Source organism: Kitasatospora paranensis (assembly GCF_039544005.1).
In the GTDB taxonomy this organism is placed as follows: domain Bacteria; phylum Actinomycetota; class Actinomycetes; order Streptomycetales; family Streptomycetaceae; genus Kitasatospora; species Kitasatospora paranensis.
The window spans coordinates 6,014,852-6,039,881 of record NZ_BAABKV010000001.1; the positions used below are offsets into that span (position 1 = coordinate 6,014,852).

Genomic DNA, 25,030 nt, shown 5'->3' on the forward strand with positions numbered 1-25,030 from the left:
GATCGCCAGAGTTGATCCCGGGACCGCCGGGCCGCCGACGGACCGCCGAGCAAGAGGGAGCGCACCGCTGTGTTCGTCGCCTGGAGAGACCTGAGGTTCGCCAAGGGGAGGTTCGCCCTGATGGGGACGGTGGTCGCGTTGATCACCGTGCTGGTCGGCCTGCTGTCCGGCCTGACCGCCGGCCTGGCCCGGGGAACACCTCCGCCGTCACCGGCCTGCCCGCCGACCACGTGGTGTTCGCCGCACCGTCGGACGGGCAGAAGCTCTCCTTCGGCGACTCCACGCTGCCCGAGAGCGCGTGGCGTCAGTGGGCCGGGGTGCCCGGGGTCACCACCGCCGACCCGCTCGGCATCAGCACCGGCCGGGCCGGCGCCGGCGACCGGACGGCCGCCGTCTCCGCCTTCGGCGTCACCCCGGGCTCCGCCCTCGCCCCGGCCCCCGTCCGCGACGGCGGCGCGGTGCTGTCGGCCGCCGCCGCCGACGCCCTCGCGGCCGGCCCCGGCGACCGGATCACCCTGGCCGGGCAGCAGGTGGCGGTCACCGCCGTCGCCGGGGACGCCGCCTTCAACCACACCCCGGTGGTGTGGACGAGCCTCGCCGACTGGCAGCGGATGGCCCCGGCCACCGGCCGGCCGGGCGTGCGGGCCACCGTGATCGCGCTGACCACCCGCCCCGGGGCGGACCTGCGGGCCGCCGACGCCCGGCTCGGCACCCGGACGGTGACCCGGGCGGACGCGCTCGACGCGATCGGCGCCTACACCTCCGAGAACGGCTCGCTGCAGCTGATGCGCGGCTTCCTGTTCGCCATCTCCGCCCTGGTGGTCGGCGCCTTCTTCACCGTCTGGACGATCCAGCGCAGCGGGGACGTCGCCGTGCTCAAGGCCCTCGGCGCGTCCACCCGCTACCTGCTCAAGGACGCCCTCGGCCAAGCGGTGGTGCTGCTGGTGCTGGGCACCGCGGCCGGCACCGCGGTCGCCGCCGGGGTCGGCGCGCTGGCCCTGGGCACGGTGCCGTTCGTGCTGGACGCCTCCACCGTCCTCGGGCCCGCCCTCGTGATGATCGCCCTGGGCGCCGCCGGGGCCGCCCTGTCCGTCCGCCGGATCACCTCCGTCGACCCGCTGACCGCCCTGGGGAGCGCCCGATGAGCCTCGTCCTGTCCGATGTCACCCTGACCTACCCCGACGGCGACACCCGCCTGACCGCGCTCGACCGGGTCTCCCTCCGGGTGCCGCCCGGGAGCCTGACCGCGGTGGTCGGCCCCTCCGGCTCCGGCAAGTCCAGCCTGCTCGCGGTCGCCGCCACGCTGATCCGCCCCGACTCCGGCCAGGTGGTCGTGGACGGCACCGACACGGCCGGCCTGGCCCCGGCCGCGCTGACCGCGCTGCGCCGCCGCAGCATCGGCATCGTCTTCCAGCAGCCCAACCTGCTGGCCGCGCTGACCGCCGTCGAACAGCTCCAGGTGATGGCCCACCTGGACGGCCGGCCGCCGCGCGAGGCCCGCGCCCGCGCGCTCGACCTGCTGGCCGCCGTCGGGCTGTCCGGGCAGGCCGGCCGCCGGCCCGGGCAGCTGTCCGGCGGCCAGCGCCAGCGCGTCACGATCGCCCGGGCGCTGATGAACGAGCCGCGGGTGCTGCTGGTGGACGAGCCGACCAGCGCCCTCGACCACGAGCGCGGCGCCGCGGTGGTCGAGCTGCTCGCCGCGCTCGTACGCGAGCGGGGCACCGCCGCCGTGCTGGTCACCCACGACCGCTCGCACCTGGCCGTGGCCGACCAGGTGGCCGAGGTCGGCGACGGGCGGCTGCGGGTGGTGACCGCCCAGGTCGCCGCCCCGGCCGCCGGATAGGGTTGTCTGTACAACTTTCCGGGTCGGTTCATCTCGGGGCCGCCGCCGCGACCCTGGCGGACACCTCGCCGCCCCAGCCTGTCCGCATGAGAGTCATCGTCGTAGGAGCGGGCGTGCTGGGCACCATGCACGCCTGGCAGGCCGTCGAACGCGGCCACGAGGTCGTCCACCTGGAGCGCGAGAGCGAGGCGCGCGGCGCCTCCGTCCGCAACTTCGGCCTGGTCTGGGTCGGCGGCCGGGCGGCCGGCGAGGAACTCGCCACCGCGCTGCGCGCCCGCACCCTGTGGGAGCAGATCGGCGCCCGCGTCCCCGGCCTGTGGTTCCGGCCCGACGGATCGCTCACGGTCGTCCGCACCGAGGCCGAACTCGCCGTCGCCGAACAGGCGCTGAAGCTGCCCGACGCCGCCGAACGCGGCTACCGGCTGCTGGACGCCGCCGAGACCAGGGCTGCCAACCCGGCCCTGCGCGGGCGCCACCTCGGCGCGCTGCTGTGCGAGCGGGACGCCGCCGTCGAGCCCCGCCTCGCCCAGCCCGCCCTGCGCGCCGCCCTGGAGGCCACCGGCCGCTACACTTTCCTGCCCGGCCGCGAGGTCCGCGACGTGGTCGGCGAGCGCGCCGTCCGCGACGACCACGGACAGCTCCACGAGGGCGACCTGGTCGTCCTCTGCACCGGCGCCTGGCTCGGCGGCCTCGTCCGCGAGCTCGCCCCCGAACTCCCCGTCCGCCGCGTCCGGTTGCAGATGATGCAGACCGACCCGCTCGACGAGCCGCTGACCACCTCGGTCGCCGACGGCGACAGCTTCCGGTACTACCCGGCCTACGGCGGCACCGCCCTCGACGCCCTGCGCGCGGAGCAGCCGCAGACCGCGGTCGCCGCCGAGCACCGGATGCAGCTGCTGATGGTCCAGCGCCAGGACGGCGGCCTGACGATCGGTGACACCCACGAGTACGACCAGCCGTTCGGCTTCGACGTCGTCGAGGACCCGTACGAGCACCTCGCCGCCGTCGCCGAGGAACTGCTCGGCCGGCCGCTGCCGAGGATCCGCCGCCGCTGGGCCGGCGTGTACGCCCAGTGCACCGACACCACCCGCGTCGTCCACCGCGAGCAGCTGCGCGACGGCGTCTGGTTGGTCACCGGACCGGGCGGGCGCGGCATGACCTGCTCCCCGGCGATCGCCGAGACCACCGCCCACCTCGCCAACCTCTGAGGACCGTTCACCATGAGCACCGACATCCGCCTCGTCGTCCTCGACATGGCCGGCACCACCGTCGCCGACGACGGCCTCGTCGAGCAGGCCTTCCACGCCGCAGCCCGCACCCTCGGCGTCGAGGACGGCAGCCCCGAGCACGCGGGCATGCTCGCCCACGTCCGCGCCACCATGGGCGAGTCCAAGATTTCCGTCTTCCGCCACCTGTTCGGCGACGAGGACCACGCCCAGCGGGCCAACCGGGCCTTCGAGCAGGCGTACCACGACCTGGTCGACGCCGGGCACTGCGCCGCGCTGCCCGGCGCCGAGGAGGCCGTCCGTGAACTGCGCGCGGCCGGCCGCACCGTCGTCCTCACCACCGGCTTCTCCCGGGCCACTCAGGACCGCATCCTGGACGCGCTGGGCTGGCAGGGTCTCGCCGACCTCACCCTGTGCCCCGCCGAGGCGGGCCGCGGGCGGCCCTTCCCCGACCTGGTGCTCACCGCGCTGCTGCGCACCGGCACCGAGTCCGTCCGGCAGATCGCGGTGGCCGGCGACACCGGCTACGACATGCTCACCGGCACCCGCTCCGGCGCCCCGGTGGTGGCCGGCGTGCTCACCGGTGCGCACGGCGAGGAGCGGCTGCGCGCCGACGGCGCCACCCACGTGCTGGCCTCGGTGGCCGAGCTGCCCGGGCTGCTCGCGGGCTGAGCCGGCCGGCCGCGATCGGCCATGCGGGGGCGCCGCCGGGCCCTGCCAGCGCGGCGCTCCCCGCCACCGGACGGCTCGGCCTAGCCTGACGGCGGCCCGTCCGGACGGAGCGAGAGGGAGTGCCGTGACGCCGCGTACCCGGTACCTGGTCGTGTGCCTGCTGACGGCGCTCGCCGCCTGCGGTACGCCGCCGCGGCCGGCGGGCGGGCCGACGCCCGCGGCCGCGCCCTCCCCGGCGGCCGCCCCGTCCGCCACCACCACCCAGGGATCGGCCGTGCCCCCGATCACCCCGCCCGCCGCCGCTTCGCCGACCCCTGCCCCGACCGCGGCGCAGCTGGCCGGGCGCCGGATCGTCTACTCCTACCCCGGCCCCGTGCCGCCCCAGGACCTGCTGGACGCCGTCCGGGAGGGGCGGGCCGGCGGCGTGATCTTCTTCAGCGACAACACCATCGACCCGGCCGCGTTCGCCGCTGCCGTCCGGCAGTTGCGCCAGGCCCAGCAGCAGAGCCCCGTCCGGTGGCCGCTGCTGCTGATGACCGACCAGGAGGGCGGCCGGGTGCGCCGGCTGAGCGGCGCGCCCGAACTGTCGGCCCGGCAGGTCTCCGAGGCCGCCGACCCCGTCCGGGCCGCCGCCGAGGCAGGGGCCGGCGCCGGACGCAACCTCGCCGCCGCCGGACTCAACGTCAACCTCGCCCCGGTGCTGGACGTCTACGCGGCCCCCGGCAACTTCATCGACGCCAAGCAGCGCTCGTTCGGGAAGGACCCGGGGGACGTCGGGATGCTGACCGCCGCGTTCACCGCGGCCCAGCACCGGGAGGGCGTCGCGGGCACCGTCAAGCACTTCCCGGGGCTCGGTACCGCGCCGGCCGGCGCCAACACCGACGAGGGTCCGGTCACGCTCGCCGACCCGCTCACGGAGCTGCGCGAGGTCGGCGAGGCGCCCTACCCGGCGGCCATCGCCGCCGGGGCCGGGCTGGTGATGCTCTCCTGGGCGGTCTACCCGGCGCTGGACGCCGAACGGCCCGCCGGGCTCTCGCCCACCGTCGTGCAGCAGGAGCTGCGCGGCAGGATCGGGTTCACCGGTGTCACCGTCTCCGACGCACTGGAGGCGGGCTCGCTGGCCGCCTTCGGCGGGACGGGGCAGCGGGCCGTCGCGGCGGCGGCCGCCGGCGTGGACCTCCTGCTCTGCTCGGGCCGCGACACCGCCCAGGGCCTGCGCGCCGCCGAGGCCCTCGCCGACGCGCTGGCCGACGGCACCCTGGCCCGTGACGGCTTCACCGCCGCGGTCGACCGGATCGACGCCCTCCGGGCCGGCCTGCGCTGACCGTCGGTCACCCCGGCGGCCGGCGCAGGCCGCCGGCTCAGTGCGCGGTGCCCGCGTACCGCTGGAGGAACCGGGTGCCCGTCCCCGCCGTCACGACCACGTCGTAGCGGCCGGCCGCGTCCAGCGGCCAGGTCACCGACGTCCGCCCGCCCGGGCCGACCCAGAGAGTCTGCGCGGTGCCCGCGTAGTCGTTCGGCACCAGCGTGAAGGAGACCTCGGTGCGGCCGTCGTTGGCGAGCTGGAGGGTGACGCCCTGGGCCGTGAGGGACGCCGTCACGGACGGCACGGCCACGTCGTCCTGCCCGGCGCGGACGACCGTCCCGGCGAAGCGGCGCACGAACCCGTCCGGGCCGTGCACCGAGAAGTCGTACCGGCCGTCGGTCGCCGAGGCGTCCCAGACGTACGTCGACGCGGCACCGGGGGCCACCGTGAACGGCGTGCCGGCGAAGGCGTACACGATGTTCGGGTAGACGGCGAACGGGAAGGCCACCGCGCCCGCCTCGGCCATCGTGCAGGTGACCCGGCCGGTGGTGCGGTCCACGGCCACGTCCGCCCACGGCCGGTACGGCAGCGGGCGGTGCGGCCGGCCACCGGACTCCTGGACGGGCATCGCCTGGGTGCCCGTCGCCGGGAGCTGTACCGCCGGCAGCGAGGCCCCGGCGTCCGCCTTCGCCATCAGCGCCACGGTGTCCGGCAGTTGCGGCACCGACCAGTCCGGCGCGGTGAAGTCCAGGCAGCTGGTCAGGTCGCCGCAGACGGCCCGCCGCCATGCCGAGATGTTGGGCTCCTGCACCCCCGTCACCAGCTCCAGGAAGCGCAGCACCGAGGTGTGGTCGAACACCTGCGAGTTCACCCAGCCGCCGCGCGACCACGGCGAGGCGACCCAGAGCGGCACCCGGTTGCCCAGGCCGATCGCCCGGCCCTGGGTGTACTCCTCGGCCGTCCCCGGCTCCGGCGTGGGCGGCGGCACGTGGTCGAAGTAGCCGTCGTTCTCGTCGTACATCACCAGGAACACGGTGTGCTGCCAGACCGCCGGGTTGGCCGTCAGCGAGCGGAGCGCCGTGTCCACCCAGTGCGCACCGTAGTCCGGGCTGGCGCTGGGGTGTTCGCAGAACAGGTAGGGCGCGACCAGCCAGGACACGGTGGGCAGCGTGCCGTCCTGGCAGTGCTGGTCGAACGCGGTGAGGTCGAACTTCGTCATCGCGTTGACGTACCGCGGGTCGGTCGCCGGGAAGGCGTGGAACTGCTTGAAGTACGAGAGGGCGTTGTCGTCGTAGTCGCCCGTCCGGTCGTCCTTGCTCGGGTTGTGGTAGACCCGCCAGCTCACCCCGGCGGCCTGCAGCCGCTCGGCGTAGGTCGTCCAGTCCGCCACCGGGTTGTCGGTGACCGGGGTGTTGTCGATCCACGGGCCGGTGGTGCCGTCCCGGCCGGGGCCGGCGGTGCCCGTCCACAGGTACAGCCGGTTCGGGTCGGTGGGGCCGGCCATCGAGCAGTAGTAGGCGTCGCAGAGCGTGAACGCGTCGGCCAGCGCGTACTGGTAGGGGATGTCCGCGCGGGTGAAGTAGCCCATCGCGCGCTCGCCCTTGGCGGCGATCCACTTGTTCATCGCGCCGCCGTTGATCGCCTGGTGCCCGGTGGCCCAGTCGTGGGCCAGGCCCCCGGCGTTCTGCGCGTTGTACTTCGAGGTGTCCATCCGGTACGGCAGCATCACGCCGCCGTCGCTGCGCCCGGCGTCCGGCTGGCGGAACACGTCGGTGCCGTCGGGGAACTGCAGCGCCTGCCGGTCGCCGAAGCCCCGGACACCGTTCAGGGTGCCGAAGTAGTGGTCGAAGGAGCGGTTCTCCTGCATCAGGATCACCACGTGCTTCACGTCGGCGATCGACCCGGCGGCGCCGGTGGCGGCCCGGGCGGCGGCCGCGGGCAGGCCGACGGCGGCGGCCGCGCCGGCCGCGGCGGTGGCGCCGACGAAACCGCGGCGGCTGAGCTGGGGGTCATGGCACTGCCTCTCAGAGGGTGAAGGTGGCGACGGCGGCGGCGGTGTCGCTCGGCCAGCCGTTGCCGGCGGCGTTCGGCTCGGCCAGGGGCCAGCCGGTGGCGAGGGTGTGCGCCTCCGCCAGGGCGAGCGGCCCCGCGAACTGGACCTGGTCGATCCGGTCCTGCGGCTCCGGCTTGCTGCCGCGCACCGCCCTGGTCGGCGACCAGGTGGCGCCGGGCGAGACCACCGGGTCGGGGTGCGCGCGGCGGTAGGCGTCGGTCAGCCCGGCGCCCTGGAGGGCCACCGTCACCGGCCAGGCGAGCGCGGGCCGGCCCCGGCCCCCGTCCAGTCGAGGTGCGAGGGGAGGCCAGGTCGGCGGCGAGCACCACCGGCACCCCGGTGGCGATGTCGGCCTGTACGGCGGCGGCCAGCGCCCTGGCCTGCTGCCCGCGGGTGGACGCCGTCTCGGCCGCCGCCACGGCGGCCGCGCTCTGCCCGTCCTGGACGGCGTACGGCCCGTAGCCGCTCTCGTCCAGGTGCGCGGCCCAGAAGCGGACGGAGCGGCCGCCGGGCAGCTGCAGGGTGGCCGCGGCGGCGGGCAGCGCGGTGGTGGGCGTGGTGACGGCGGTCAGCGGGTACCGGCTGAGGATGCCGACGCTGCCCGCGCTCTGGTAGGCGTACCAGCCGAGCGCGGTGGCGAGGTTCTGCGCGGCGCTGCCGGCGGTCTCCTGGAGGGCGAGGACGTCCAGCCCCTGGGTGAGCACGGCCCGCAGCTGCTTCTCGACGGCGTCCGTGAAGGCGGCCCCGGCGTTGGCCAGGTTCCAGGTGGCGGCTTTGAGGGCGATCGGCCCGGCCGGGTCGCGGACGGGGACCTGCACGGTCACCGTGTCGACGGCGCCGGACGGGTCCTTGACGCCCACGGTGACCACGGCGGGGTGCGCCTGGGCGGCGGGCGCGGTGCCGCTCACGGTCCCGTCGGCCGCCACCGACAGCCAGGCGTCACCGGAGACCTTCCGGTACGCGGGGGTGCCGGTGCCCTTGACCCACAGCCCGCCGAGCTTCACCGAGACGGCCGCGCCGGGCGCCACGGCCGTGGCCGTCAGCGCGTCCACGGCGCTGTGCGGACGCGGCGCGGCCGGCTTGGGGCGGAACGAGAACGGTGCCGTCTGCGCGAGGATCCCGTAGCCGTCCTTGGCCAGCAGGTAGGCGGTGTACGGCCCGCCGGTCAGCGCGGAGGTGTCCAGCTGGACGTCGCCGCTGCCGCCGGGGGTGTACTTCCACAGCAGCGAGGAGCCGGTGCCGGGCTGCCGCGTCCCGTCGTAGATGCCCACCCAGTTCTTCGGGTCGGGCGCGGAGGTCGACCAGTGGAAGGTGAGCTTGTCGCCCTCGGTCGGACTGCTGGGAGTACTGAGGACGAGGGATGATCCGGTCGCCACAGATGGTCCTGTCCGCCGCCGCAACCAGTCGGCAGCTGAGTCGAGTTGGCTGAACAACTCGACCATTCACCCGGTCGGCGGCGGATTCGCCGTGAACGGCGTGTGACGGACCGTCGGGAGCTCGGCCAAATCGCCGTGTCCCGCAGCCCTGTCGGTCCGGGCCGGTAGGGTCCGACCCGCCCGCGCCGACGGATGCGCGTTCAGAGACGGGGGGACAGCAGTGGAGTCTGCACAGGAACGGGCGGTGGCGGAGCTCTTTGCGACGGTTGCCGCCGGCAACCGGTCGGAGGTCGCCGGGGCCGCCCGGTCCCTACTGGACCTCGGCCCGGCGCACCATGCCGAGGTCCGGAGGGCGCTGGACGGCGCGCTGCTGCGCGGCGTGCCGGTCGCCTTCCTGCGGCGGCCGCTGACGGCCCACCACCCCGGCTTCGTCGCGCACGCCGTCGCGCTGGCCCTCGGCACGCTCCTGCTGGATCCGGACGCGTTCCTGGCACGGCGAGGCGAGGAGAACTGCTACGACGTGCCCGCTGCGGTGTCCGCGGCGGGCGGGGAGTATCACACCGACCTGGCGGCCGCGCTGTGGCTGCTGGTCGAGGACCAGGGCCGGCCGCCCGTACTGCGGTGGCGCGCGGCCGCCCGGCTGGCGCTGCTGGGGGCGACCGAACGGGCGGCCGCCGAGCGGGCCCTGCTGGATCTCGGGGTCCCGGACCCGCAGGCCGGGCCACCGCCGCTCGCGCCGGATGAGGGCCGGGACGCTGCCCTGCGTGCCGCCGTCGCCGACGCCTGGCGTCGGATCGAGGAGTACCTCGCCGGGCATGCACCCGCCGTCCTGGACGGACTGGCCGGGCCCGCCGACGAGGCGGAGATCGCCGAGGCCGAGGAGGCCCTCGGGTGGCCACTGCCCGTGGATTTCACCGCGTCCTGCCGAATCCACCGGGCCGTCGCCCTCCCGGGAGGTCCGGCGGACGGCGTCGACCACGCCGACCTCGCGGTCCTCGCCGAGCGCCGCGACGAGGAGGTGGAGGAAGGCGGCTGGGACTCGGCCGAGGCCGACGACGCGATCCGCCGGGACTGGGGCTGGCGCCCGGGCTGGATCCCGCTCACATACGACCTGGACGGCTCGATCACTGCCCTGGACCTGGACCCGGGGCGGACCGGCACCGTCGGCCAGGTGATCCACGCGGACCAGGGCTTCCCCGACCACGTCGTGGCGGACGGCTGGCTGCGGGTGCTGGCCGACTTCGCCGCCGCCCTGGAGGCGGGGTGCTACCGCTACGATCCCGCGCGGGGCGAGCTGCACCGGCGCGACGAGCGGCCGTAGCCCGTCAGCGTCCGGCGCGGAGGTTCAGCACCAGCACCCCGGCGATGATCAGCGCGATGCCGAACCACTGGGCGCGGCCCAGCGGTTCGGTGAAGAAGACGGCGCCGATGCAGGCCACCGCCGCGGTGCCGGCCCCCGACCAGACCGCGTAGGCGATCGAGACCGGGATGTGTTTCAGGGCCCGGCCGAGCAGCAGGAAGGACAGCACGTACCCGGCGGCCACGCCGAGGCTCGGCCACAGGCGGGAGAAGCCGTCGGTGAGCTTGAGCAGGCTGGTGGCGCAGACCTCGCTGGTGATGGCCAGGGCGAGCAGCAGCCAGGGCATCAGGCGGGCCGGGCGGCCGCGAGCCGGCCGAGCAGGGCGAGGTCGGCCTGTTCCAGGCTGTCCAGCAGGGTGACCCGGCCGGCGGCGGTGATCGGCACGGTGGACGGGACGGCCAGCACCGCGCAGCCGGCCGCGCTGGCCGAGGCGACCCCGGCCGGGGTGTCCTCGACCGCGACGCAGTCGGCCGGGTCGAGGCCCAGCCGGTCGGCGGCGGCCAGGTAGGGGTCGGGCTCCGGCTTGGTGCGCGGGGTGTCCTCGGCGGCCAGCGTCACGGTGAACCACTCCCGGCCGAGGCCGGACAGCACCAGGTCGACCACCCGTCGCGGCGAGGCGGACACCAGGGCGGTCGGCACCGCGGCGGCGCGCAGCTCCGCCAGCAGTGCGAGCGCGCCCGGCCGCGGCACGGCGCGACCGGCGACCTTGCCGGCGAAGGAGTCGTTGAGGGCGGCCACCAGGTCGTCCTCGTCCCGGCCGGTGCCGCTCGTGCGGTGCAGGTGGGCGGCGGTGTGTTCGACGGCGCGGCCGAGCACCTCCGGCAGGTCGGCCTCGGTGAGCGTGAGGTCGAGTTCGGCGGCGAGTTCGGCGGCCGCCTGCCACCAGAGGTGTTCGGTGTCGACGAGGGTGCCGTCCATGTCGAACAGGACGGCGGCGGGAGTGTCGGGCATGGGTGCACCTTAAGCAAAGGGGTCGTCCCCGGGGGCCTCGACCGCCCGGGGACGACCGGATTCAGCGGGATCGCGCGGCGGCTCAGGCCCGGTCGGACGCGGCCGTGCGGCGGTCGACCAGGACGGGGCGCTCCGGCAGGGAGATGTCGGCCCGGCCGCCGAGCGGCAGTGCGGCGGCGGCCTCGGTCGGCAGGTCGGCCTTGACCTCGGTGCCGTCGGCGAGCCGCACGGTGAGCCGGGTGACGGCGCCGAGGAAGGAGGCGGCGGTCACCAGCGCGGGGCCGTCCGCGGCCGGGGCGAGGCGGACGTTCTCCGGGCGGAGGAGGACATCCAACGGGCCGTCGGCGGGCAGGGCGCCGTCCACGGCGTGGCGGCGGCCGAGCACCGCCACGGTGCCCCCGCCGGCCCGCTCGGCCGGGATCCGGCTCATCGTGCCGACGAACTCGGCGACGAACGCGGTGGCCGGGCGGGCGTACAGCTCGGACGGCGTCGCGCACTGCTCCAGGCGGCCGGCCCGCAGCACCGCGACCCGGTCGGCCATGGAGAGCGCCTCCTCCTGGTCGTGGGTGACGAACAGGGTGGTGATGCCGAGCTCCTGCTGGAGGCGGCGGATCTCCTCGCGCAGGCTGAGCCGCACCTTGGCGTCGAGCGCGGAGAGCGGCTCGTCGAGCAGCAGCACCCGGGGCTTGAGGGCCAGCGCGCGGGCCAGCGCGATGCGCTGCTGCTGGCCGCCGGAGAGCTGGTGGGGGTAGCGGGCGGCGTGCTGCGGCAGGCCGACGAGCTCCAGCAGCTCGTGGGCCCGGGCGCGGCGTTCGGCCTTGCCGGTGCCGCGCATCCGCAGCCCGAAGGCGACGTTGTCGGCGGCGGTCAGGTGCGGGAAGAGGCTGTACGACTGGAAGACCATCCCGGCGTCCCGGCGGTGCGCGGGGATCGAGGTGATCGGCTCGCCGTCGACCAGCACCTCGCCGGCGTCGTGGCTCTCGAAGCCGGCCAGGATCCGCAGTGCGGTGGTCTTGCCGCAGCCGGACGGGCCGAGCAGGGCGAGGAGTTCGCCGGGCTGCACGGCCAGGTCGAGGCCGTCCAGCGCGGTGGTCGCCCCGAAGCTGCGGCGCAGCCCGCGGAACTCGACGGTGGCGCCGGCCACATGGGTGGCGGCGGGCAGGGTGGCGGTGCTCATGGAAGGGTCTCCGGGTCAGGAAGTGGCGGGTGCGGGGCGGCGCTCGCGGCCGGCGGCGGCGAGCAGGAGCAGCAGCACCCAGGTGATCAGCAGGCTGAGCACGGACACCGCGACGGACATCTGGCCCTGGCTGTTGCCGACCGAGTACACCCAGACCGCGAACGGCTGGTAGCCGAGGATGGAGGCGGCGGTGAACTCGCCGAGCACCAGCGCCAGGGTCAGGAAAGAGGCGTTCAGCAGGGCGCTGCGCAGGTTCGGCAGGACGACCGTGACGACCGCGCGCGGCCAGCTCGCCCCGCAGTTGCGGGCGGCCTCGACCAGGGTGCGCACGTCGATCGCGCGCAGCCCGGAGTCCAGTGCGCGGTAGGCGAGCGGCAGGGACATCAGCACGTACGCGATCACCAGCACGAGGGGGAACTCGGGCCGCTGGATGAACACGATGGTCTGGAAGAACGGCGTGTCCATCAGGTGGTCCGGGCCCCAGCGCAGCACGCCGATCAGGCCGGCGGTGAGCGCCACCGGCGGCACCACCAGGGGCAGGGTGCAGACGACCTCCAGCACCGCCCGCATCCGGGCCGTGCCGAGCCGGGCGGCGATCAGTGCCGGGACGAGCAGCGCCAGCAGCACCACGACGGTGACGGCGGCGAGTTCGAGGGTGAGCACGAGCGCGTCGGTGAAGCCGGGGGCGCCCAGCAGGCCGGTGTAGGCGGCGAAGTCGATCCCGCCGGGGCTGTCGATCGAGAACCACACCGACGCGGCCATCGGGACGAGGAAGTACAGGCCGGCGACGAACAGGACGGCGCCGCGCCACAGCCGCAGGCGGTTGATCAGCTGAGCCATCGGGCACTCCGGCGCTGGAGGGGCAGGTAGACGGCCATCACCAGGACGGCGACGACGATCATGTCGAGGCTGAGCGCCAGCGCCAGGTTGCCCTGCCCGACCAGCACGTTGCCGGAGAGCGCGTCGGCGATCTGGCGGCTGATCAGCGGGACGGTCGCGCCGACCATCGCGGAGGCGGTGGCGTACGCGGCGAAGGCGCTGCCGAAGAGCAGCACGAATCCGCCGAGCAGCGAGGGCAGCAGGATCGGCAGCGCGACGTGCCGCCAGTACTGGACGGTGGTGGCCCGGTTGTTGGCGGCCGCCTCGCGCCACTGCCGGCGCAGGCCGTCCAGGGCCGGGGTGATGGTCAGCACCATCAGCGGCACCAGGAAGTACAGGTAGGCGACGGCGAGGCCGGTGAAGCTGTACAGCGACCAGCCGTGGTCGGTGAGGTGGAACAGCTTGGTGACCTCACCGGCGTTGCCGAGGGTGGCGACGAAGGCGAAGGCCAGCGGCAGGCCGCCGAAGTTGGCGAGCACGCCGGAGGCGGTCAGCACGGCCTCCCGGACGAGCCGGAAGCGCGAGGTGACGACCGCCTGGGCGAGCGGCAGGCCGATCGCGGTGCCGACCAGGGCAGTGAGCGCGGAGAGCTTCACGCTGCTGAGCAGGGCCGTCCAGTACGCGCCCTGCACCGAGTCGGTGAGGTTGGCGGTGGTGAACGAGCCGGCGCCGCTCTCCGCGTCGGAGGAGAGCGTGAACGCCCCGGTGACGATGGCGAGGGCGGGCAGGCCGAAGCCGATCGCGAAGAACGCGAGCAGCGGGACGGCGGCCGCCCAGGGCCCGCCGAGGGCCCGGCGGTGCCGGGCTGCGGCGGGGGCGAGGATGCGGTGGCCGGGGCCCCCGGGCCGCCACTGGTGTCAGTGGCGGCCGGGGTCGGCACCGGGGTGGGAGCCGTGGTCATCTCGTGATCAGCCCGCGATCGCCTTGGCCCAGTTCTCCGTCACGACCTTCTTGGCCGCGGTGATCTGGTCCTGGGTGGGGAAGGTGGTGAACGGCTTCTCGACGGTCGGCAGCTTGGCGGCCGCGGTCGCGTCGAGGCTGCCGTCCTGCTTCATCGCGTCGAACAGTGCCGGGGTGGCGTAACCGCCGAGGAAGAGGTTCTGGCCCTCGGCGCTGAACAGGTACTCCTGCCACAGGCGCGCGGCGGCCGGGTGCGGCGCGAACTTGTTGATCGCCTGGTTGTAGTACTGGGCGTAGCTGCCGTCGGACGGGACGGCGACCTGCCAGTCGATGCCCTTGGTCTTGAACTCGTCGGTGTAGCCGGCGTTCAGGTAGGACCAGTCGATCGAGATGGGGGTCTCGCCCTTCTCGACGGTGGCGGGGGTCGACTCGACCGGGTTGAAGTTGCCGGACTGCTTCAGCTTGGCGAAGAAGTCGATGCCGGGCTGGATGTTGTCCAGCGAACCGCCGTTGGCGAGCGCGGCCGCGTAGACGCCGCCGAACGCCGAACCGGACTTGGTCGGGTTGCCGTTGAGCGCGACCTTGCCCTTGTACTCGGGCTTGAGCAGGTCGGCGAAGGTCTTCGGGCAGGTGCCGATCTTCTTGGCGTCGCAGCCGATCGAGATGTAGCCGCCGTAGTCGTTGACCCGCAGGCCGTCGGCGTCCTTCATGGTGTCGGCGACCTTGGCGAAGGTGGCGACCTTGTACGGCGCGAGGATGCCGTCCTTCGCGGCGGACAGCGCGAAGGCGCTGCCGAGGTCGACCACGTCGGGGGCGCGGTCCTGGCCCTTGCGGGAGGTGATCGCGTTGATCTCGTCCTGGCTGGAGCCGTCCGGGTTCTCGTCCTCGATCTCGATGCCGTACTTGGCCTTGAAGGCGTCCATGATCTTGCCGTAGTTCGCCCAGTCCTTGGGCAGCGTGATGACGTGCAGCTTGCCCTCCTTCTTGGCGGCGGCGACCAGGGCGTCCATGCCGCCGAGGTCGGTGGCGGAGGTGGCGTCCTTGGCGGCCTTGGCGCCGGTCTTGGCGGTGTCGCCGGAGCCGGTCGAGGTCGAGCCCGCCGAGCCGCAGGCGGACAGGGAGAGCGCGGCGGCGGTCAGCACGGCCGCGAGGGCGGCGGCACGGGCACGGTGCACGGTCACGGGTGGTTCTCCAGAGTGAGGGGAGGCAGCGACGGGTGCGCTGCTGCGGTGAACGGAGTCCGGGACTCCGCTGGTCCCACGGGATTCGCTTGAGGAGGTGTCAGCCGACGCCGGGCCAAGTTGGCCAGCCAACTTTGCTGACGCCGTAAGTACGCCGGAGCCCGGTGACGGCAAGGTGAACGGACGCCCCAGGCCAGGGGTCGGCTGCGGGAACGGTCGACACCGGGCGGCAACCGGTGATCGTCAACGGTTACAGTCGGTGCCGTCCGCGCCGAACCCGAGCGCCGGACCGGCTGGCGGAAAGGACCCTGAGCGACGTGGCACCCGACCCGGACCGCACGACCGGCTCGCTCTACCGCACGGTGGCCGCCGACCTGCGCGAGGCGATCACCACCGGCAGGTTCGGCGAGGCGGGCCGACTGCCCGCCGAGGGCGCCCTCGCCGAGCAGTACGGCGTCTCCCGCGGCACCGTCCGCCAGGCCCTCGCGCTGCTGCGCGCCGACGGCCTGGTCACCTCGCGGCGCGGCACCCGCCGGGTGGTGCTCGGCACCGCCCGGGTGCAGAGCTTCTCCGAGCTGCTGAGCTTCACCCACTGGGCCCGCTCGATGGGCGAGGAGCCGGGCGGTCGGCTGGAGTCCCTGGTGCGCCGCCCCGCCGACGCCGCCGAGCGCGAGATGCTCCGACTGGAGCCCGGCACGGAGGTGTACGAGACGCTCCGGCTGCGCACCCTGTCGGGCACGCCGGTGATGGTGGAGCGCACCGTCTACCCGCCCCGGGTGGGCGAGGTGGTGGCCGAGCTCCCGCCGGACGTGGTCTCGCACACCGATCCGCTGCGCGAGCACGGCATCCTGTTCACCGACGCGGACCACACCATCGACGTGGTCGCCGCCAACGCCGACGACGCCCGGCTGCTCGGCTGCCGCCGGGGCAGCCCGCTGCTGCGCGAGAAGCGCCGCACCACCGACCCGACCGGCACCCCGGTGGAGTGGTCCCAGGACCGCTACCTGCCGGGCACGGTGGCGTTCAGCATCCACAACTCGCTGGCCTCCTCGGCGCTCTCCCGGCACGCCCGGGAGAGCGACTGACGGGGCGTCACATCGTGGCGCCGCCGGCCGTCCCGGCCATCAGGGCGGCCAGCAGCGGCCGGAAGTGCCCGAACGGCGGGGTCGGTGCGCCGGCCGTCTTGGCCCGGTCGTCCCAGCGCCGCACCGCGACCGCGTCGGCGGCCCCGGGCCGGGCGGCGAACGCGGCGGCCTCGGCGTCGTCCATCGGGCCGCCCTGCACGCCCAGGGTGTAGGCGGAAGCCTCCGACAGGCCGGCCAGGTAGTCCGGTTCCACCGCGCACAGGTACCGCTTGGCGGCCACGTGCAGCCGGACGGGGCCGGTCACCTCCGGCCCGAACCAGCGGGCGAGCACGTCCGCACCGGCCGGGCCGTGCCGGTTGTCCCGTCCGCGCATCAACTCCGTTCCCGAGCCGCCGAAGTGGCCGATGTCGTGCAGCAGCGCGGCCGCCACCAGGTGGGGCGGGGCGCCCTCCGCCTCGGCCAGGGCGCCGGCCTGGAGCATGTGCTCGGCCATGCTGACGTCCTCGCCGAGGTACTCGGCGGCGCCCTCGCCCTCGAACATCTCCTCCAGCGCGTCCAGCGCGGCGGCCCGCCGACGCAGCACGGCGAGCGTCGAGCCGAGCGCGTCGAGGTCGGCGTAGCAGCCCTGGAGGTGGCGCCGGCCGTCCTGCGCGAAGGCGGTGCGGGCGTGCAGCAGACGGACGTTGTCGAAGACCAGGCAGTCACCGGGGGCGAGCCGGAAGGTGAGCTGCAGCGCGGGCCGCAGGGTGATCGCGGCGAACCGCCGGTAGGCCGCGTAGAACGCGTCCAGATCGGCCGCGGGCAGCCGGAGCGTGCCGGTGGAGCGGTTGTTGAATCGCACCCCGCGGATCCGGCCGAGGCCGTCGGTCTCGATCAGCGGCCGCTCGGCCCGCAGTTCGGTGCCCCGGTCGCGGAACACGAAGGGCACCGGGATCCGGGTCAGCACGGCGAAGTCCGCCGGGGCCTCGGCGCGCAGCAGGGCCGCGGCGCGGAAGCCGTCCACCAGGCCCGAGTCGCCGCCGACCGCCGCGTTCTCCAGGCAGTGCAGCAGCTGCACGGTGGGCACCGGGTCGCGGTAGGGGTTGTCGGTGTGCGGGGCGATCGCCGTACTGGTGAAGGCCAGGTTGGTCGGGTCGGGCTCGACCCGGACATCGAACAGCTCGCCGTAGTTGGTCTCCCGGACGTAGCCGAAGCTGCGCGCCACGGCGAGCACCTGCCGGTCGGCGGTCGGGACGCCGCGCAACAGCGCGAAGCCGGAGCGCTGCACGGCGGCGAGCACCGCCGCCCGCTCCTGCGGGTCGTCCCGGTAGGCCTGCCAGTCGGCCTCGGGCAGGCCGTGGGCGAAGTCGGCGGCCTGCCACAGCCGTTTGGCCTGCTCGGTGCGGTCGTCCGGCTCGGCCCCGGCGGTGAGCCAGGCCGACGGGTAGCGCGACCGGTGCCCGTCGGACCACAGGATCTCCAGGATCCCGTCGGCCTCCGTCCGCTCGGCGACCGCCAGGTCGGCGGGCAGTTCGTGGATCTGGAAGAGCTTCTGGCCGCTGTGCGGGTCGCGGCATTCGGGGCAGCCGCAGTTGTCGCGCAGCCAGTCGGCGGACATGGACATCGGTGGATCCCTCCGGTGGGGCCCGGTTGTACAGACAAGTTGTCGGATCCAGGCTGTCGCAGTCCGGCGGACGGCAGGGGGCAGGACAGTGGCGCGCAGGCGAACAGCGGGCGCCCCGGGGCCGCCGCCCTCACCCGATCGGGTTGACTGCGCCGCGACGCGGCCCGCGCGGCTCGCGCCGCCGCCCCCGGATTGGTCCACTCGTGGCACGGCCCGGGAGGGGTCGGCACGAGCGCACAGGGACGGGGAGGCCGCCGCATGCCGCGGACAGCACGGACACGACGGACGTGGCGGGCCCTCCGCCGCGTACCGGCCGCACTGGCGGCCCTCGCCGCGGCGACCGGTGCGGCCCCGCCGGACGGCGCCGGCCCGGTGCCTGCCGCCGCCGGCCCGGTGCCTGCCGCCGCCGGCTGGCACGTCCGGCCGGCCGCACCCGCCGTCCGCAACCAGGAGCTCCGCGCGGTCGCCGCGCTCGACGCCCGCACCGCGTGGGCGGTCGGCAACGAGGACACCGGGCCCGGCAGCGTCCCGCTGGTCGAGCGGTTCGACGGCCGGGCCTGGCGCCGCGTCACGGTGCCCGCCGCCACCGGCGGCCTGGACGCGGTGCTGCCGCTCGGGCCGGCCGACGTGTGGGCCGTCGGCAGCCGCGCGGACGACCCGGACGACCCGCCGGGGCCGGCGGATCCGGCGGACGGGGACGACCCGGGCGGACCCGGCCGGGGCCTCGCCCTGCACTTCGACGGCCGGGCCTGGCGCGAGGTCCCGCTGCCCGCCGAGCCCGCCGGACGCGCCGCCCACCCGTTCGCGCTGGCCGCCGACGCCGCCGGGCTCTGGGCCGTCGGCGCCAGCGCGGCCGACCGAACCGCCCAGCCCCGCCCGCTCGCCCTGCGCTGGGACGGTACGGCCTGGCGGCGGGCACCGCTGCCCGGCCCCGGCGGCGACGCCGTGCTGCTGGCGGCCGCGCCCGACCGGGCCGGCGGCCTCTGGGCGGTCGGCGTCGCCTACGACCCGGACGGCACCGGACGGCCGCTGACCCTGCACCGGGACGGCGCCGGCTGGCACCAGGTCGACGCCCCGTCACCGGCCGGCCGCACCAGCACGCTGGAGGCGGTCGCCGCCTTCGCCCCCGACGACGTCTGGGCGGCCGGCGGCACCGGCCCCTCCGACGACCCGGCCCGCCCCTTCCTGCTGCACTGGGACGGCACCCGCTGGCAGGACGCCGCCCTGCCGGCCGGCACCGGGGGCGTCCTGCACGCCCTGGCCGCCGCCGACGACGGCACCCTCTGGGCGGCCGGCGAACAGCCCGCCGACGCCACGCCCGGCTTCACGCTCCGCCGCCGCGCCGGAGTGTGGTCCCACCGGAGCGCCGACCGCACCCCGGCCGGCGACGGCGCCTCGCTGCTGGCCGTCGCCGCGGTGCCCGGTACCGGCGCCGCCTGGGCGGTCGGCTCGACCCTCCCGCAGCAGCAGGACAGCTGGCACCCGGTGATCGAGGCCTACCGGCCGTAGGGCGGCCGGCTCACCCGGCCTGCTCGGCCGCCTGCCAGGCGGCGGTGGCGGCGGCCCGGGCGCCGGACGCGTCGGCGCCGTCCGGCAGGGCTTCGGCGAGGGCGGTCAGCACCGCGTGCACGGTGCCGAGCGAGGCGGCCGCGCCGTAGTGGTTGATCCGCAGCATTCCGGCGGCCAGTGCGCCGCCGCCGGCCTGGACGGGCAGCCCGGGGCCGGTGCGCAGGGCCGCGGCGGCGAGCTCCCGGGCGTCCAGGCCGTCCGGGGTCCGTACGGTGGTGGCCACGGGGGCGGCGTGCTCGTCGCGGTGCACGTACGGGGTGAGCGGGGCGAGCGTGCGGACCCCGGCCCGGGCGGCCGCGGCGGCGGCGCGGTGCCGGCCGATGGTGGCGGGCAGCCCCTCCGCGGCGATCCGGTCCAGGCAGGCGTCCAGTGCGAGCATCTCCAACTGGGCCGGCGCGTGCGGCAGTACCGTCCGTCCGGCGTCCGTCCAGCGCTCCTTCCAGTCCAGCAGCGACAGGTAGGAGCGGCGCGGCGCGGCCGGGTTGGCGGTGATCCGCTGCCAGGCCCGCTCGGAGACGGAGACCGCGGAGACGCCGGCCGGGCCGCCCATCGCCTTCTGGCCGCCGATCACGCACAGGTCGACGCCCCAGGCGTCGGTGTGCAGCGGCTCGGCGGCGACCGAGGCGACGGCGTCCAGCATCAGCAGCGCGCCGTGCTCGCGGACGACGGCGCCGATCGCGGGGACGGGGTTGGTGTTGCCGGTGGCGGCCTCGGCGTGCACCAGCGACACGAACCCGGTCCCCGGGTGGGCCCGCAGGGCCTCGGCGACCAGGTCGGCGGTGGCCGCCGCGTCGTAGGGCACGGCCAGGTCGACGACCTCGGCGCCCGCGCTGCGCAGCCACCCGCCGAAGGTCTGCCCGTACGGGCCGGTGACGATGTTGAGCGCGGTGGATCCGGGGTGGGCGGCGGAGCGGATCGCGGCCTCCAGCGGGAGCAGCGCCTCGCCCTGGGTGACGATCACGTCCGCGGTGGTGTCCAGCAGCGCCGCCACCCGGTCCTCGATGGCGGCGAAGTCGGCCGCGGTGAGCGGCGGGAGGTCGAGGAACGGGGACATGCGGCCCAGCCTTTCGGGTACGGACGAATCTCGCGGACCAGTCTGCCGCACCCGGCCGTCCCCGCCCGGACCCGTCGGTAGAGTGCCGGGCATGAGCGACGGCGCGGTGCTGCACATCAAGGGACGGGTGCTGGTCGGGCCCGAGGAGGTCCGGGACGAGCTGTGGGTGGTGGACGGGCGGGTCGCCTTCGACCGCCCGGTGCACGCCGACGACGTGCGGACGATCACCGGCTGGGTGCTGCCGGGCCTGGTGGACGCGCACTGCCACGTCGGTCTGGACGCGCACGGCGCGGTGGACGAGGCGACCAGTGAGAAGCAGGCGCTCACCGACCGGGACGCCGGCACCCTGCTGATCCGGGACGCCGGGTCGGCCGCCGACACCCGCTGGATCGACGACCGCGAGGACCTGCCGCGGATCGTCCGGGCCGGCCGGCACATCGCCCGGACCCGCCGCTACATCCGCAACTACGCGCACGAGATCGAGCCCGGCGACCTGGCGGCGTTCGTCCGGCACGAGGCCCGGCGCGGCGACGGCTGGGTGAAGCTGGTCGGCGACTGGATCGACCGCGACCGCGGCGACCTGGCGGCCTGCTGGCCCGCGGACGCGCTGCGCGAGGCGATCGCCGCCGCGCACGAGGAGGGCGCCCGGGTCACCGCGCACTGCTTCGCCGCGGAGTCCCTGCCGGACCTGCTCGCGGCGGGCATCGACTGCGTCGAGCACGGCACCGGCCTGACCGAGGAGCTGATCCCGGTCTTTGCCGAGCGGGGGTGGCGATCGTCCCGACCCTGGTCAACATCGCGACCTTCCCGGGCCTGGCCGAGGGCGGCGAGCACCGGTTCCCGGCCTGGGCGGCCCACATGCGCCGGCTGCACGAGCGCCGGTACGACACCGTCGGCGCGGCGCACGACGCCGGCATCCCGCTGTACGTGGGCACGGACGCGGGCGGCTCGCTGGCGCACGGCCTGGTGGCGGCCGAGGTGGCCGAGCTGGTGAAAGCCGGGCTGACGCCCACCGAGGCGGTGTCCGCGGCGAGTTGGGCGGCCCGCGCGTGGCTGGGCCGGGACGGTCTGACCGAGGGCGCCCCGGCCGACCTGGTGGTGTACGCCGAGGACCCGCGGGCGGACGTCCGGGTGCTGGCCGCCCCGCGGGCGGTGGTGCTGCGCGGGCGTGTGGTGGCCTGATCACGCTGTCGGCGTGGGCCGATAGGGTGACGACCATGGCACCGCGTCCACTGAACGAGATCGTCGAGCCGGGCTGGGCCCGTGCACTGGAGCCCGTCGCCGGAAGGGTCGCCGCCATGGGCGACTTCCTGCGGGCCGAACTGGCGGCGGGCCGCACGTACCTGCCGGCCGGGCCGAACGTGCTGCGCGCCTTCCAGCAGCCGCTGGACGACGTCCGGGTCCTGATCGTCGGTCAGGATCCCTATCCGACACCGGGCCACGCGGTCGGGCTCAGCTTCTCCGTGGCACCGGACGTGCGGCCGATCCCGCCGAGTCTGGTGAACATCTACCGGGAGTACGGGACGGACCTGGGCTTCCCGCCGCCGTCCAACGGCGATCTCACGCCGTGGACGCGGCAGGGCGTGCTGCTGCTCAACCGGGTCCTGACGGTGGCGCCGCGCAAGTCCAACGCGCACCAGGGCAAGGGCTGGGAGGAGGTCACCGAGCAGGCGATCCGGGCGCTGGCCGCCCGCGGCGGCCCGCTGGTGGCGATCCTCTGGGGTTCGGCGGCCCGCAACCTGCGCCCGCTGCTCGGCCGCGTCCCCGCGATCGAGTCGGCGCACCCGAGTCCGATGGCCGCCGACCGCGGCTTCTTCGGCTCCCGCCCGTTCAGCCGGGCCAACGAGATGCTCGCCGCACAGGGGGCCGCCCCGGTGGACTGGCGCCTGCCCTGACACGGCACCCGCCGTAGCCGTTGCGGGCAACCCCCGGCGTTCTCACGCGAGGAGCTCCAGCAGCCGATCGGCCAGGATCGCCGCGGAATGGGGGTTCTGCCCGGTGATGAGGTTGCGGTCCTCCACCATGTACGGCTCCCAGATCGGGCCGCGGCTGAAGTCGATGCCGACCTTCTCCCGCAGCTCGGTCTCCAGCAGCCAGGGCGCCCTGGAGGCCATGCCGACCTCTTCCTCCTCCTCGTCGGTGAAGCAGGTGACCCGGTAGCCCTTGAAGGGGGACTCTCCGTGGATCCTGGTGGCCAGGATCGCGGAGGGGCCGTGGCACACGATCGCGAGCGGCCTGCCCGAGGCCAGCTGGGCCGTCAGCAGTCGGCCGACGTCGGCGTCGAACGCCAGGTCCGCCATCGGGCCGTGGCCGCCGGGCAGGTACACCGCGTCGTAGTCCTCCAGGCGGACGTCCGACAGCTTCAGGGGCCGCCTCATCACCTCGGCGGAACGGATGATCGCCTCCAGTTCGAGGGCGCCCTCCTCACCCCCGGCCATCGAGGGTCGCAGGCTCATCATGTCGACATTCGGGATCGCGCCGCCGGGTGTCCCGATCACGACCCCGTGGCCGGCCTCGGTGAGCTTCTTGTACGGCATCGCGAATTCCTCGGCCCAGTAACCGGTCGCGTACCTCGTCCCGTCCTTGAGCACCCAGTACGTCGCGCCACTGACGATGAAGAGTACGTTCGCCATTGCGCCTCCTCGTCCCCGAGCGGTCCGCGGGGGACTTCGACTGGATCCAGCCTAGGCACGCACCTGAGCGGACGCATGTGTGCGGTTCCTCCACCGCTGACGTGGCCGGAGCGGGAGCCCCTCCGGCAGCCGGCCCTTCGGCTGTCCGGACCGGGGGGCGGGGCGGGGGATCAACGATCGGCCGGCAGGTGGCGGCACCGGGCCCGTCGGCCTCGGCCTCGGACGGGGCCGGTCTCGTCATCGGCGGGTGCGGGGCGGAGCGGGCGTCGGCGCCGGCTTGTACGGGTCGCTGTCGGGCAGCCACGCGTCCGGCGCGTGAAGCCCGAGGTCGCCGACACCGGCCGTCAGGGCGTCCACCGTGCTCAGCACCGACGGACGGGTGTCACTGCGCCGCCACACCAGGGACCAGGTCCAGTGGACCCTGGGCTCGACCCGGCGGCCCTTTTGCCCGGGGGATTTCCGGGACGCACCTCCTCCCGCCCGAGAGGCGTGGACTCCCACCGCAGGTCACAGGCGTGTCTCCTGCCGACCGTCCCGAGTGGACGGAGGCGAGAAACGACGCTGCGGCGCCGCGAGAGCGCCGGAGCAGCCCCCGTGACGCAACGTCCGGCGCGGGAGTCCGCGGTGATCCCGGCCGGCAGGGCGGTCCGTGAGCGGACGGCGACCCGGAAGCGCGGTCACGCGTCGTCAGTGGCCCGCGCTCTGGCCGCCGTCGACGTGCAGGATCTCACCGGTCACGAAGGGGGCGTTCTCCAGGAAGACCACCGCGTCGACCACGTCGCCGACCTCCCCCATGCGGCCGAGCGGATGGAGCCCGGCCAGCGCCTCGCGGTCGGCATCGGCGTTCGGGAAGGTCCTGATCACCCCGAGCGAGACGGCGTTGACGCGGATGCCGTGCGCCGCGTACTCGACGGCCAGGGCCCTGGTCGCGGCCTGCAGGCCGCCCTTGGTCAGCGAAGCGAGCAGGGCCGGTGCGGCGGACCGGGGGTGGTCGACGAGGCTGGTCGTGACCTGGACGATGTGACCACCGCCCTGGATGAGCATCTGCCGGACTGCCAGCTGGGTGAGATGGAAGAAGCCGCCGAGGTTGACGGCGGTGACCGCCTCGTAGTCGGCCCTGGTGTACTCGGTGAACGGCTTGCCGATGAACCGGCCGGCGTTGTTGACGAGGGTGTCGATCCGGCCGTAGCGGTCGAGGGCGGCCGCGACGATGCGCTCGGCGGCCAGGTGATCGGCGACGTCGCCCCGGACGGTCAACAGGTCGGCCTCGTCGGACGGAGCGATCGTCCGTGAGGCGGCGACGACGGCATGTCCGAGCCCGCGGTAGGCCTCGACCAGGCCTGCGCCGATGCCCTGCGAGGCGCCGGTGACGACGGCGACCCTGGGGCGCCGCGCGGCATTCTCCATGCCCCGAAGCTATCAACGGGCCCGGAACCCACAACTCGGACACCGGGCGCGGATCGCGCGTGGGCGGCCGCCGCGGGCGCTCCGGCGTCAGGTGACCGCCGGGACGGGCGACGCCCGAACACCCAGCAGGGCCAGGCTGTTCGCCCAGAGCGCGCTGAGCTGGGCAGGGTTGTTGTACAGCTTCGCGAACAGCACCTGGCCCTCCAGTTGCGCGACGACCGACCGGGCGGCTGCGCGCGTGTCGGTGACGGTGGCCTCACCGCGCCCGACGGCCTCGGCGACGACCGACTCGACCATCTCGACCTGCGTCTCGAAGATCTCCTGGAGGCGCTTGCGCACGGCCTCGGCCTGGTTGCTCATCTCCAGCGAGAGATTCCCGAACATGCAGCCCGACACCGTGCCACAGCTCTCCATACCGGCCCGCTGGCGGGCCTCCGTCGCCTCGAACAGCTGCCGGAGCCGCTCCAGCGGCTCCGCGTCGCCGTTCAGGACCCCGGTCCAGTCGCTTCGCTCGGCGGCCCAGTGCTCGTCGATCACGGCGAGCGCGAGGGCCTCCTTGGACTCGAAGAAGTAGTAGAAGCTGCCCTTCGGGACCCCTGCCGTCTTGCAGATCTCGGCCACGCCCAGGGAGGAGTAGCCGCGCACCTCCATGAGGGACTGCGCAGCGGCAAGGATCTTCCCTCTGGCGTCACTTGTCCGTCCCATGCGGACCAGTATACGACCGACCGGCTATCTTTAGTGGACCGGTCGGCTAC

General features: G+C 75.0%; 21 protein-coding genes and 3 pseudogenes. 10 read left to right on the forward strand and 14 right to left on the reverse strand.

From position 1 onward, the window contains the following. Positions 1 to 69 precede the first annotated feature (69 nt). The 5 genes and pseudogenes from ABEB13_RS28600 (at position 70) to ABEB13_RS28620 (ending at position 5,065) form a co-directional block, all read left to right on the forward strand. Positions 70 to 1,145: pseudogene (locus ABEB13_RS28600) on the forward strand (ABC transporter permease). Further along, entirely contained in the window at positions 1,142 to 1,843 is a 702-nt protein-coding gene (locus ABEB13_RS28605; RefSeq protein ID WP_345707742.1) for an ABC transporter ATP-binding protein, read from the forward strand. Before ABEB13_RS28600 ends, ABEB13_RS28605 begins: the two are co-directional and overlap by 4 nt. An 86-nt stretch (positions 1,844 to 1,929) precedes the next feature. After that, entirely contained in the window at positions 1,930 to 3,051 is a 1,122-nt protein-coding gene (locus tag ABEB13_RS28610; RefSeq protein WP_345707743.1) for a TIGR03364 family FAD-dependent oxidoreductase, read from the forward strand. 12 nt (positions 3,052 to 3,063) lie between these two features. Beyond that, entirely contained in the window at positions 3,064 to 3,741 is a 678-nt protein-coding gene (locus ABEB13_RS28615; RefSeq protein ID WP_345707744.1) for a phosphonatase-like hydrolase, read from the forward strand. Positions 3,742 to 3,865: 124 nt separating this feature from the next. Further along, positions 3,866 to 5,065 carry a glycoside hydrolase family 3 N-terminal domain-containing protein gene (locus ABEB13_RS28620; RefSeq protein WP_345707745.1) on the forward strand — a complete coding sequence of 400 codons (1,200 nt, stop codon included), beginning with the start codon at positions 3,866 to 3,868 and terminating at the stop codon, positions 5,063 to 5,065. 37 nt (positions 5,066 to 5,102) lie between these two features. Here ABEB13_RS28620 and ABEB13_RS28625 read toward each other — a convergent pair whose 3' ends face one another. Together ABEB13_RS28625 and ABEB13_RS28630 are read right to left on the reverse strand one after the other, a co-directional pair. Next, positions 5,103 to 6,989 (reverse strand): phosphocholine-specific phospholipase C, encoded by a 1,887-nt coding sequence (locus ABEB13_RS28625; RefSeq protein WP_345709858.1) that lies wholly within the window; start codon positions 6,987 to 6,989, stop codon positions 5,103 to 5,105. Beyond that, a complete protein-coding gene (locus ABEB13_RS28630; RefSeq protein WP_345707746.1) occupies positions 6,932 to 8,476 on the reverse strand; it encodes an endonuclease/exonuclease/phosphatase family protein in 1,545 nt (514 codons plus the stop codon). Before ABEB13_RS28630 ends, ABEB13_RS28625 begins: the two co-directional genes overlap by 58 nt. Positions 8,477 to 8,720: 244 nt before the next feature. Between ABEB13_RS28630 and ABEB13_RS28635 the strand changes: the two genes are divergently transcribed. Continuing rightward, on the forward strand, positions 8,721 to 9,797 hold the full coding sequence (locus tag ABEB13_RS28635; protein ID WP_345707747.1) for an SMI1/KNR4 family protein: 1,077 nt from the start codon (positions 8,721 to 8,723) through the stop codon (positions 9,795 to 9,797). Positions 9,798 to 9,801: 4 nt separating this feature from the next. Here ABEB13_RS28635 and ABEB13_RS28640 read toward each other — a convergent pair whose 3' ends face one another. From ABEB13_RS28640 to ABEB13_RS28665, 6 genes are all read right to left on the reverse strand, one after another. Next, positions 9,802 to 10,122 (reverse strand): DMT family transporter, encoded by a 321-nt coding sequence (locus tag ABEB13_RS28640; protein WP_345707748.1) that lies wholly within the window; start codon positions 10,120 to 10,122, stop codon positions 9,802 to 9,804. Then, positions 10,122 to 10,787, reverse strand: coding sequence for an HAD family hydrolase (locus ABEB13_RS28645; RefSeq protein ID WP_345707749.1), 666 nt, complete (start codon positions 10,785 to 10,787; stop codon positions 10,122 to 10,124). The genes ABEB13_RS28640 and ABEB13_RS28645 overlap by 1 nt, the downstream gene beginning before the upstream one ends. 82 nt (positions 10,788 to 10,869) lie before the next feature. Continuing rightward, positions 10,870 to 11,964, reverse strand: coding sequence for an ABC transporter ATP-binding protein (locus ABEB13_RS28650; RefSeq protein WP_345707750.1), 1,095 nt, complete (start codon positions 11,962 to 11,964; stop codon positions 10,870 to 10,872). A 15-nt stretch (positions 11,965 to 11,979) separates the two neighbouring features. Continuing rightward, positions 11,980 to 12,804 carry an ABC transporter permease gene (locus ABEB13_RS28655; RefSeq protein ID WP_345707751.1) on the reverse strand — a complete coding sequence of 275 codons (825 nt, stop codon included), beginning with the start codon at positions 12,802 to 12,804 and terminating at the stop codon, positions 11,980 to 11,982. Beyond that, entirely contained in the window at positions 12,792 to 13,667 is an 876-nt protein-coding gene (locus ABEB13_RS28660) for an ABC transporter permease (protein ID WP_345709859.1), read from the reverse strand. Before ABEB13_RS28660 ends, ABEB13_RS28655 begins: the two co-directional genes overlap by 13 nt. Positions 13,668 to 13,751: 84 nt before the next feature. Beyond that, positions 13,752 to 14,924, reverse strand: coding sequence for an ABC transporter substrate-binding protein (locus ABEB13_RS28665; protein ID WP_345707752.1), 1,173 nt, complete (start codon positions 14,922 to 14,924; stop codon positions 13,752 to 13,754). Positions 14,925 to 15,241: 317 nt separating this feature from the next. Here ABEB13_RS28665 and ABEB13_RS28670 point away from each other — a divergent pair, with 317 nt between their 5' ends. Next, positions 15,242 to 16,009: a GntR family transcriptional regulator gene (locus tag ABEB13_RS28670; protein WP_345707753.1), complete on the forward strand. Its 768-nt coding sequence runs from the start codon at positions 15,242 to 15,244 to the stop codon at positions 16,007 to 16,009. Positions 16,010 to 16,016: 7 nt separating this feature from the next. Here the strand turns inward: ABEB13_RS28670 and tmpA are convergent, their stop codons facing one another. Then, positions 16,017 to 17,612 carry a 2-trimethylaminoethylphosphonate dioxygenase gene (tmpA, locus tag ABEB13_RS28675; RefSeq protein WP_345707754.1) on the reverse strand — a complete coding sequence of 532 codons (1,596 nt, stop codon included), beginning with the start codon at positions 17,610 to 17,612 and terminating at the stop codon, positions 16,017 to 16,019. 258 nt (positions 17,613 to 17,870) lie between these two features. Between tmpA and ABEB13_RS28680 the strand changes: the two genes are divergently transcribed. Beyond that, positions 17,871 to 19,121: a beta propeller repeat protein gene (locus ABEB13_RS28680; protein ID WP_345707755.1), complete on the forward strand. Its 1,251-nt coding sequence runs from the start codon at positions 17,871 to 17,873 to the stop codon at positions 19,119 to 19,121. Between the two features lie 10 nt (positions 19,122 to 19,131). Here ABEB13_RS28680 and ABEB13_RS28685 read toward each other — a convergent pair whose 3' ends face one another. Continuing rightward, positions 19,132 to 20,235 carry a pyridoxal-phosphate-dependent aminotransferase family protein gene (locus ABEB13_RS28685; protein ID WP_345707756.1) on the reverse strand — a complete coding sequence of 368 codons (1,104 nt, stop codon included), beginning with the start codon at positions 20,233 to 20,235 and terminating at the stop codon, positions 19,132 to 19,134. A gap of 91 nt (positions 20,236 to 20,326) precedes the next feature. Here ABEB13_RS28685 and ABEB13_RS28690 point away from each other — a divergent pair. Together ABEB13_RS28690 and ABEB13_RS28695 are read left to right on the forward strand one after the other, a co-directional pair. Then, a pseudogene (locus ABEB13_RS28690) lies at positions 20,327 to 21,417 on the forward strand (amidohydrolase family protein). Positions 21,418 to 21,452: 35 nt separating this feature from the next. Next, the gene (locus ABEB13_RS28695; RefSeq protein ID WP_345707757.1) at positions 21,453 to 22,130 is read left to right on the forward strand and encodes a uracil-DNA glycosylase; all 678 of its coding nucleotides are present in this window, start codon (positions 21,453 to 21,455) and stop codon (positions 22,128 to 22,130) included. 42 nt (positions 22,131 to 22,172) lie between these two features. Here the strand turns inward: ABEB13_RS28695 and ABEB13_RS28700 are convergent, their stop codons facing one another. The 4 genes and pseudogenes from ABEB13_RS28700 to ABEB13_RS28715 form a co-directional block, all read right to left on the reverse strand. Next, the gene (locus ABEB13_RS28700; RefSeq protein WP_345707758.1) at positions 22,173 to 22,868 is read right to left on the reverse strand and encodes a type 1 glutamine amidotransferase domain-containing protein; all 696 of its coding nucleotides are present in this window, start codon (positions 22,866 to 22,868) and stop codon (positions 22,173 to 22,175) included. Positions 22,869 to 23,105: 237 nt separating this feature from the next. Then, positions 23,106 to 23,300, reverse strand: a pseudogene (locus ABEB13_RS28705) (hypothetical protein); the annotation flags it as partial. A 255-nt stretch (positions 23,301 to 23,555) separates the two neighbouring features. Then, on the reverse strand, positions 23,556 to 24,275 hold the full coding sequence (locus tag ABEB13_RS28710) for an SDR family NAD(P)-dependent oxidoreductase (protein ID WP_345707759.1): 720 nt from the start codon (positions 24,273 to 24,275) through the stop codon (positions 23,556 to 23,558). 87 nt (positions 24,276 to 24,362) lie between these two features. Continuing rightward, a complete protein-coding gene (locus ABEB13_RS28715; protein ID WP_345707760.1) occupies positions 24,363 to 24,980 on the reverse strand; it encodes a TetR/AcrR family transcriptional regulator in 618 nt (205 codons plus the stop codon). Between the last annotated feature and the right edge of the window lie 50 nt (positions 24,981 to 25,030).

Coding starts and splice junctions, on each gene's coding strand:
- ABEB13_RS28605 (WP_345707742.1), top strand. CDS start 1,142: ATGAGCCTCGTCCTGTCCGATGTCACCCTGACCTACCCCGACGGCGAC.
- ABEB13_RS28610 (WP_345707743.1), top strand. CDS start 1,930: ATGAGAGTCATCGTCGTAGGAGCGGGCGTGCTGGGCACCATGCACGCC.
- ABEB13_RS28615 (WP_345707744.1), top strand. CDS start 3,064: ATGAGCACCGACATCCGCCTCGTCGTCCTCGACATGGCCGGCACCACC.
- ABEB13_RS28640 (WP_345707748.1), bottom strand. CDS start 10,122: ATGCCCTGGCTGCTGCTCGCCCTGGCCATCACCAGCGAGGTCTGCGCC.
- ABEB13_RS28645 (WP_345707749.1), bottom strand. CDS start 10,787: ATGCCCGACACTCCCGCCGCCGTCCTGTTCGACATGGACGGCACCCTC.
- ABEB13_RS28650 (WP_345707750.1), bottom strand. CDS start 11,964: ATGAGCACCGCCACCCTGCCCGCCGCCACCCATGTGGCCGGCGCCACC.
- ABEB13_RS28655 (WP_345707751.1), bottom strand. CDS start 12,804: ATGGCTCAGCTGATCAACCGCCTGCGGCTGTGGCGCGGCGCCGTCCTG.
- tmpA (WP_345707754.1), bottom strand. CDS start 17,612: ATGTCCATGTCCGCCGACTGGCTGCGCGACAACTGCGGCTGCCCCGAA.
- ABEB13_RS28680 (WP_345707755.1), top strand. CDS start 17,871: ATGCCGCGGACAGCACGGACACGACGGACGTGGCGGGCCCTCCGCCGC.
- ABEB13_RS28685 (WP_345707756.1), bottom strand. CDS start 20,235: ATGTCCCCGTTCCTCGACCTCCCGCCGCTCACCGCGGCCGACTTCGCC.
- ABEB13_RS28695 (WP_345707757.1), top strand. CDS start 21,453: ATGGCACCGCGTCCACTGAACGAGATCGTCGAGCCGGGCTGGGCCCGT.
- ABEB13_RS28700 (WP_345707758.1), bottom strand. CDS start 22,868: ATGGCGAACGTACTCTTCATCGTCAGTGGCGCGACGTACTGGGTGCTC.
- ABEB13_RS28710 (WP_345707759.1), bottom strand. CDS start 24,275: ATGGAGAATGCCGCGCGGCGCCCCAGGGTCGCCGTCGTCACCGGCGCC.
- ABEB13_RS28715 (WP_345707760.1), bottom strand. CDS start 24,980: ATGGGACGGACAAGTGACGCCAGAGGGAAGATCCTTGCCGCTGCGCAG.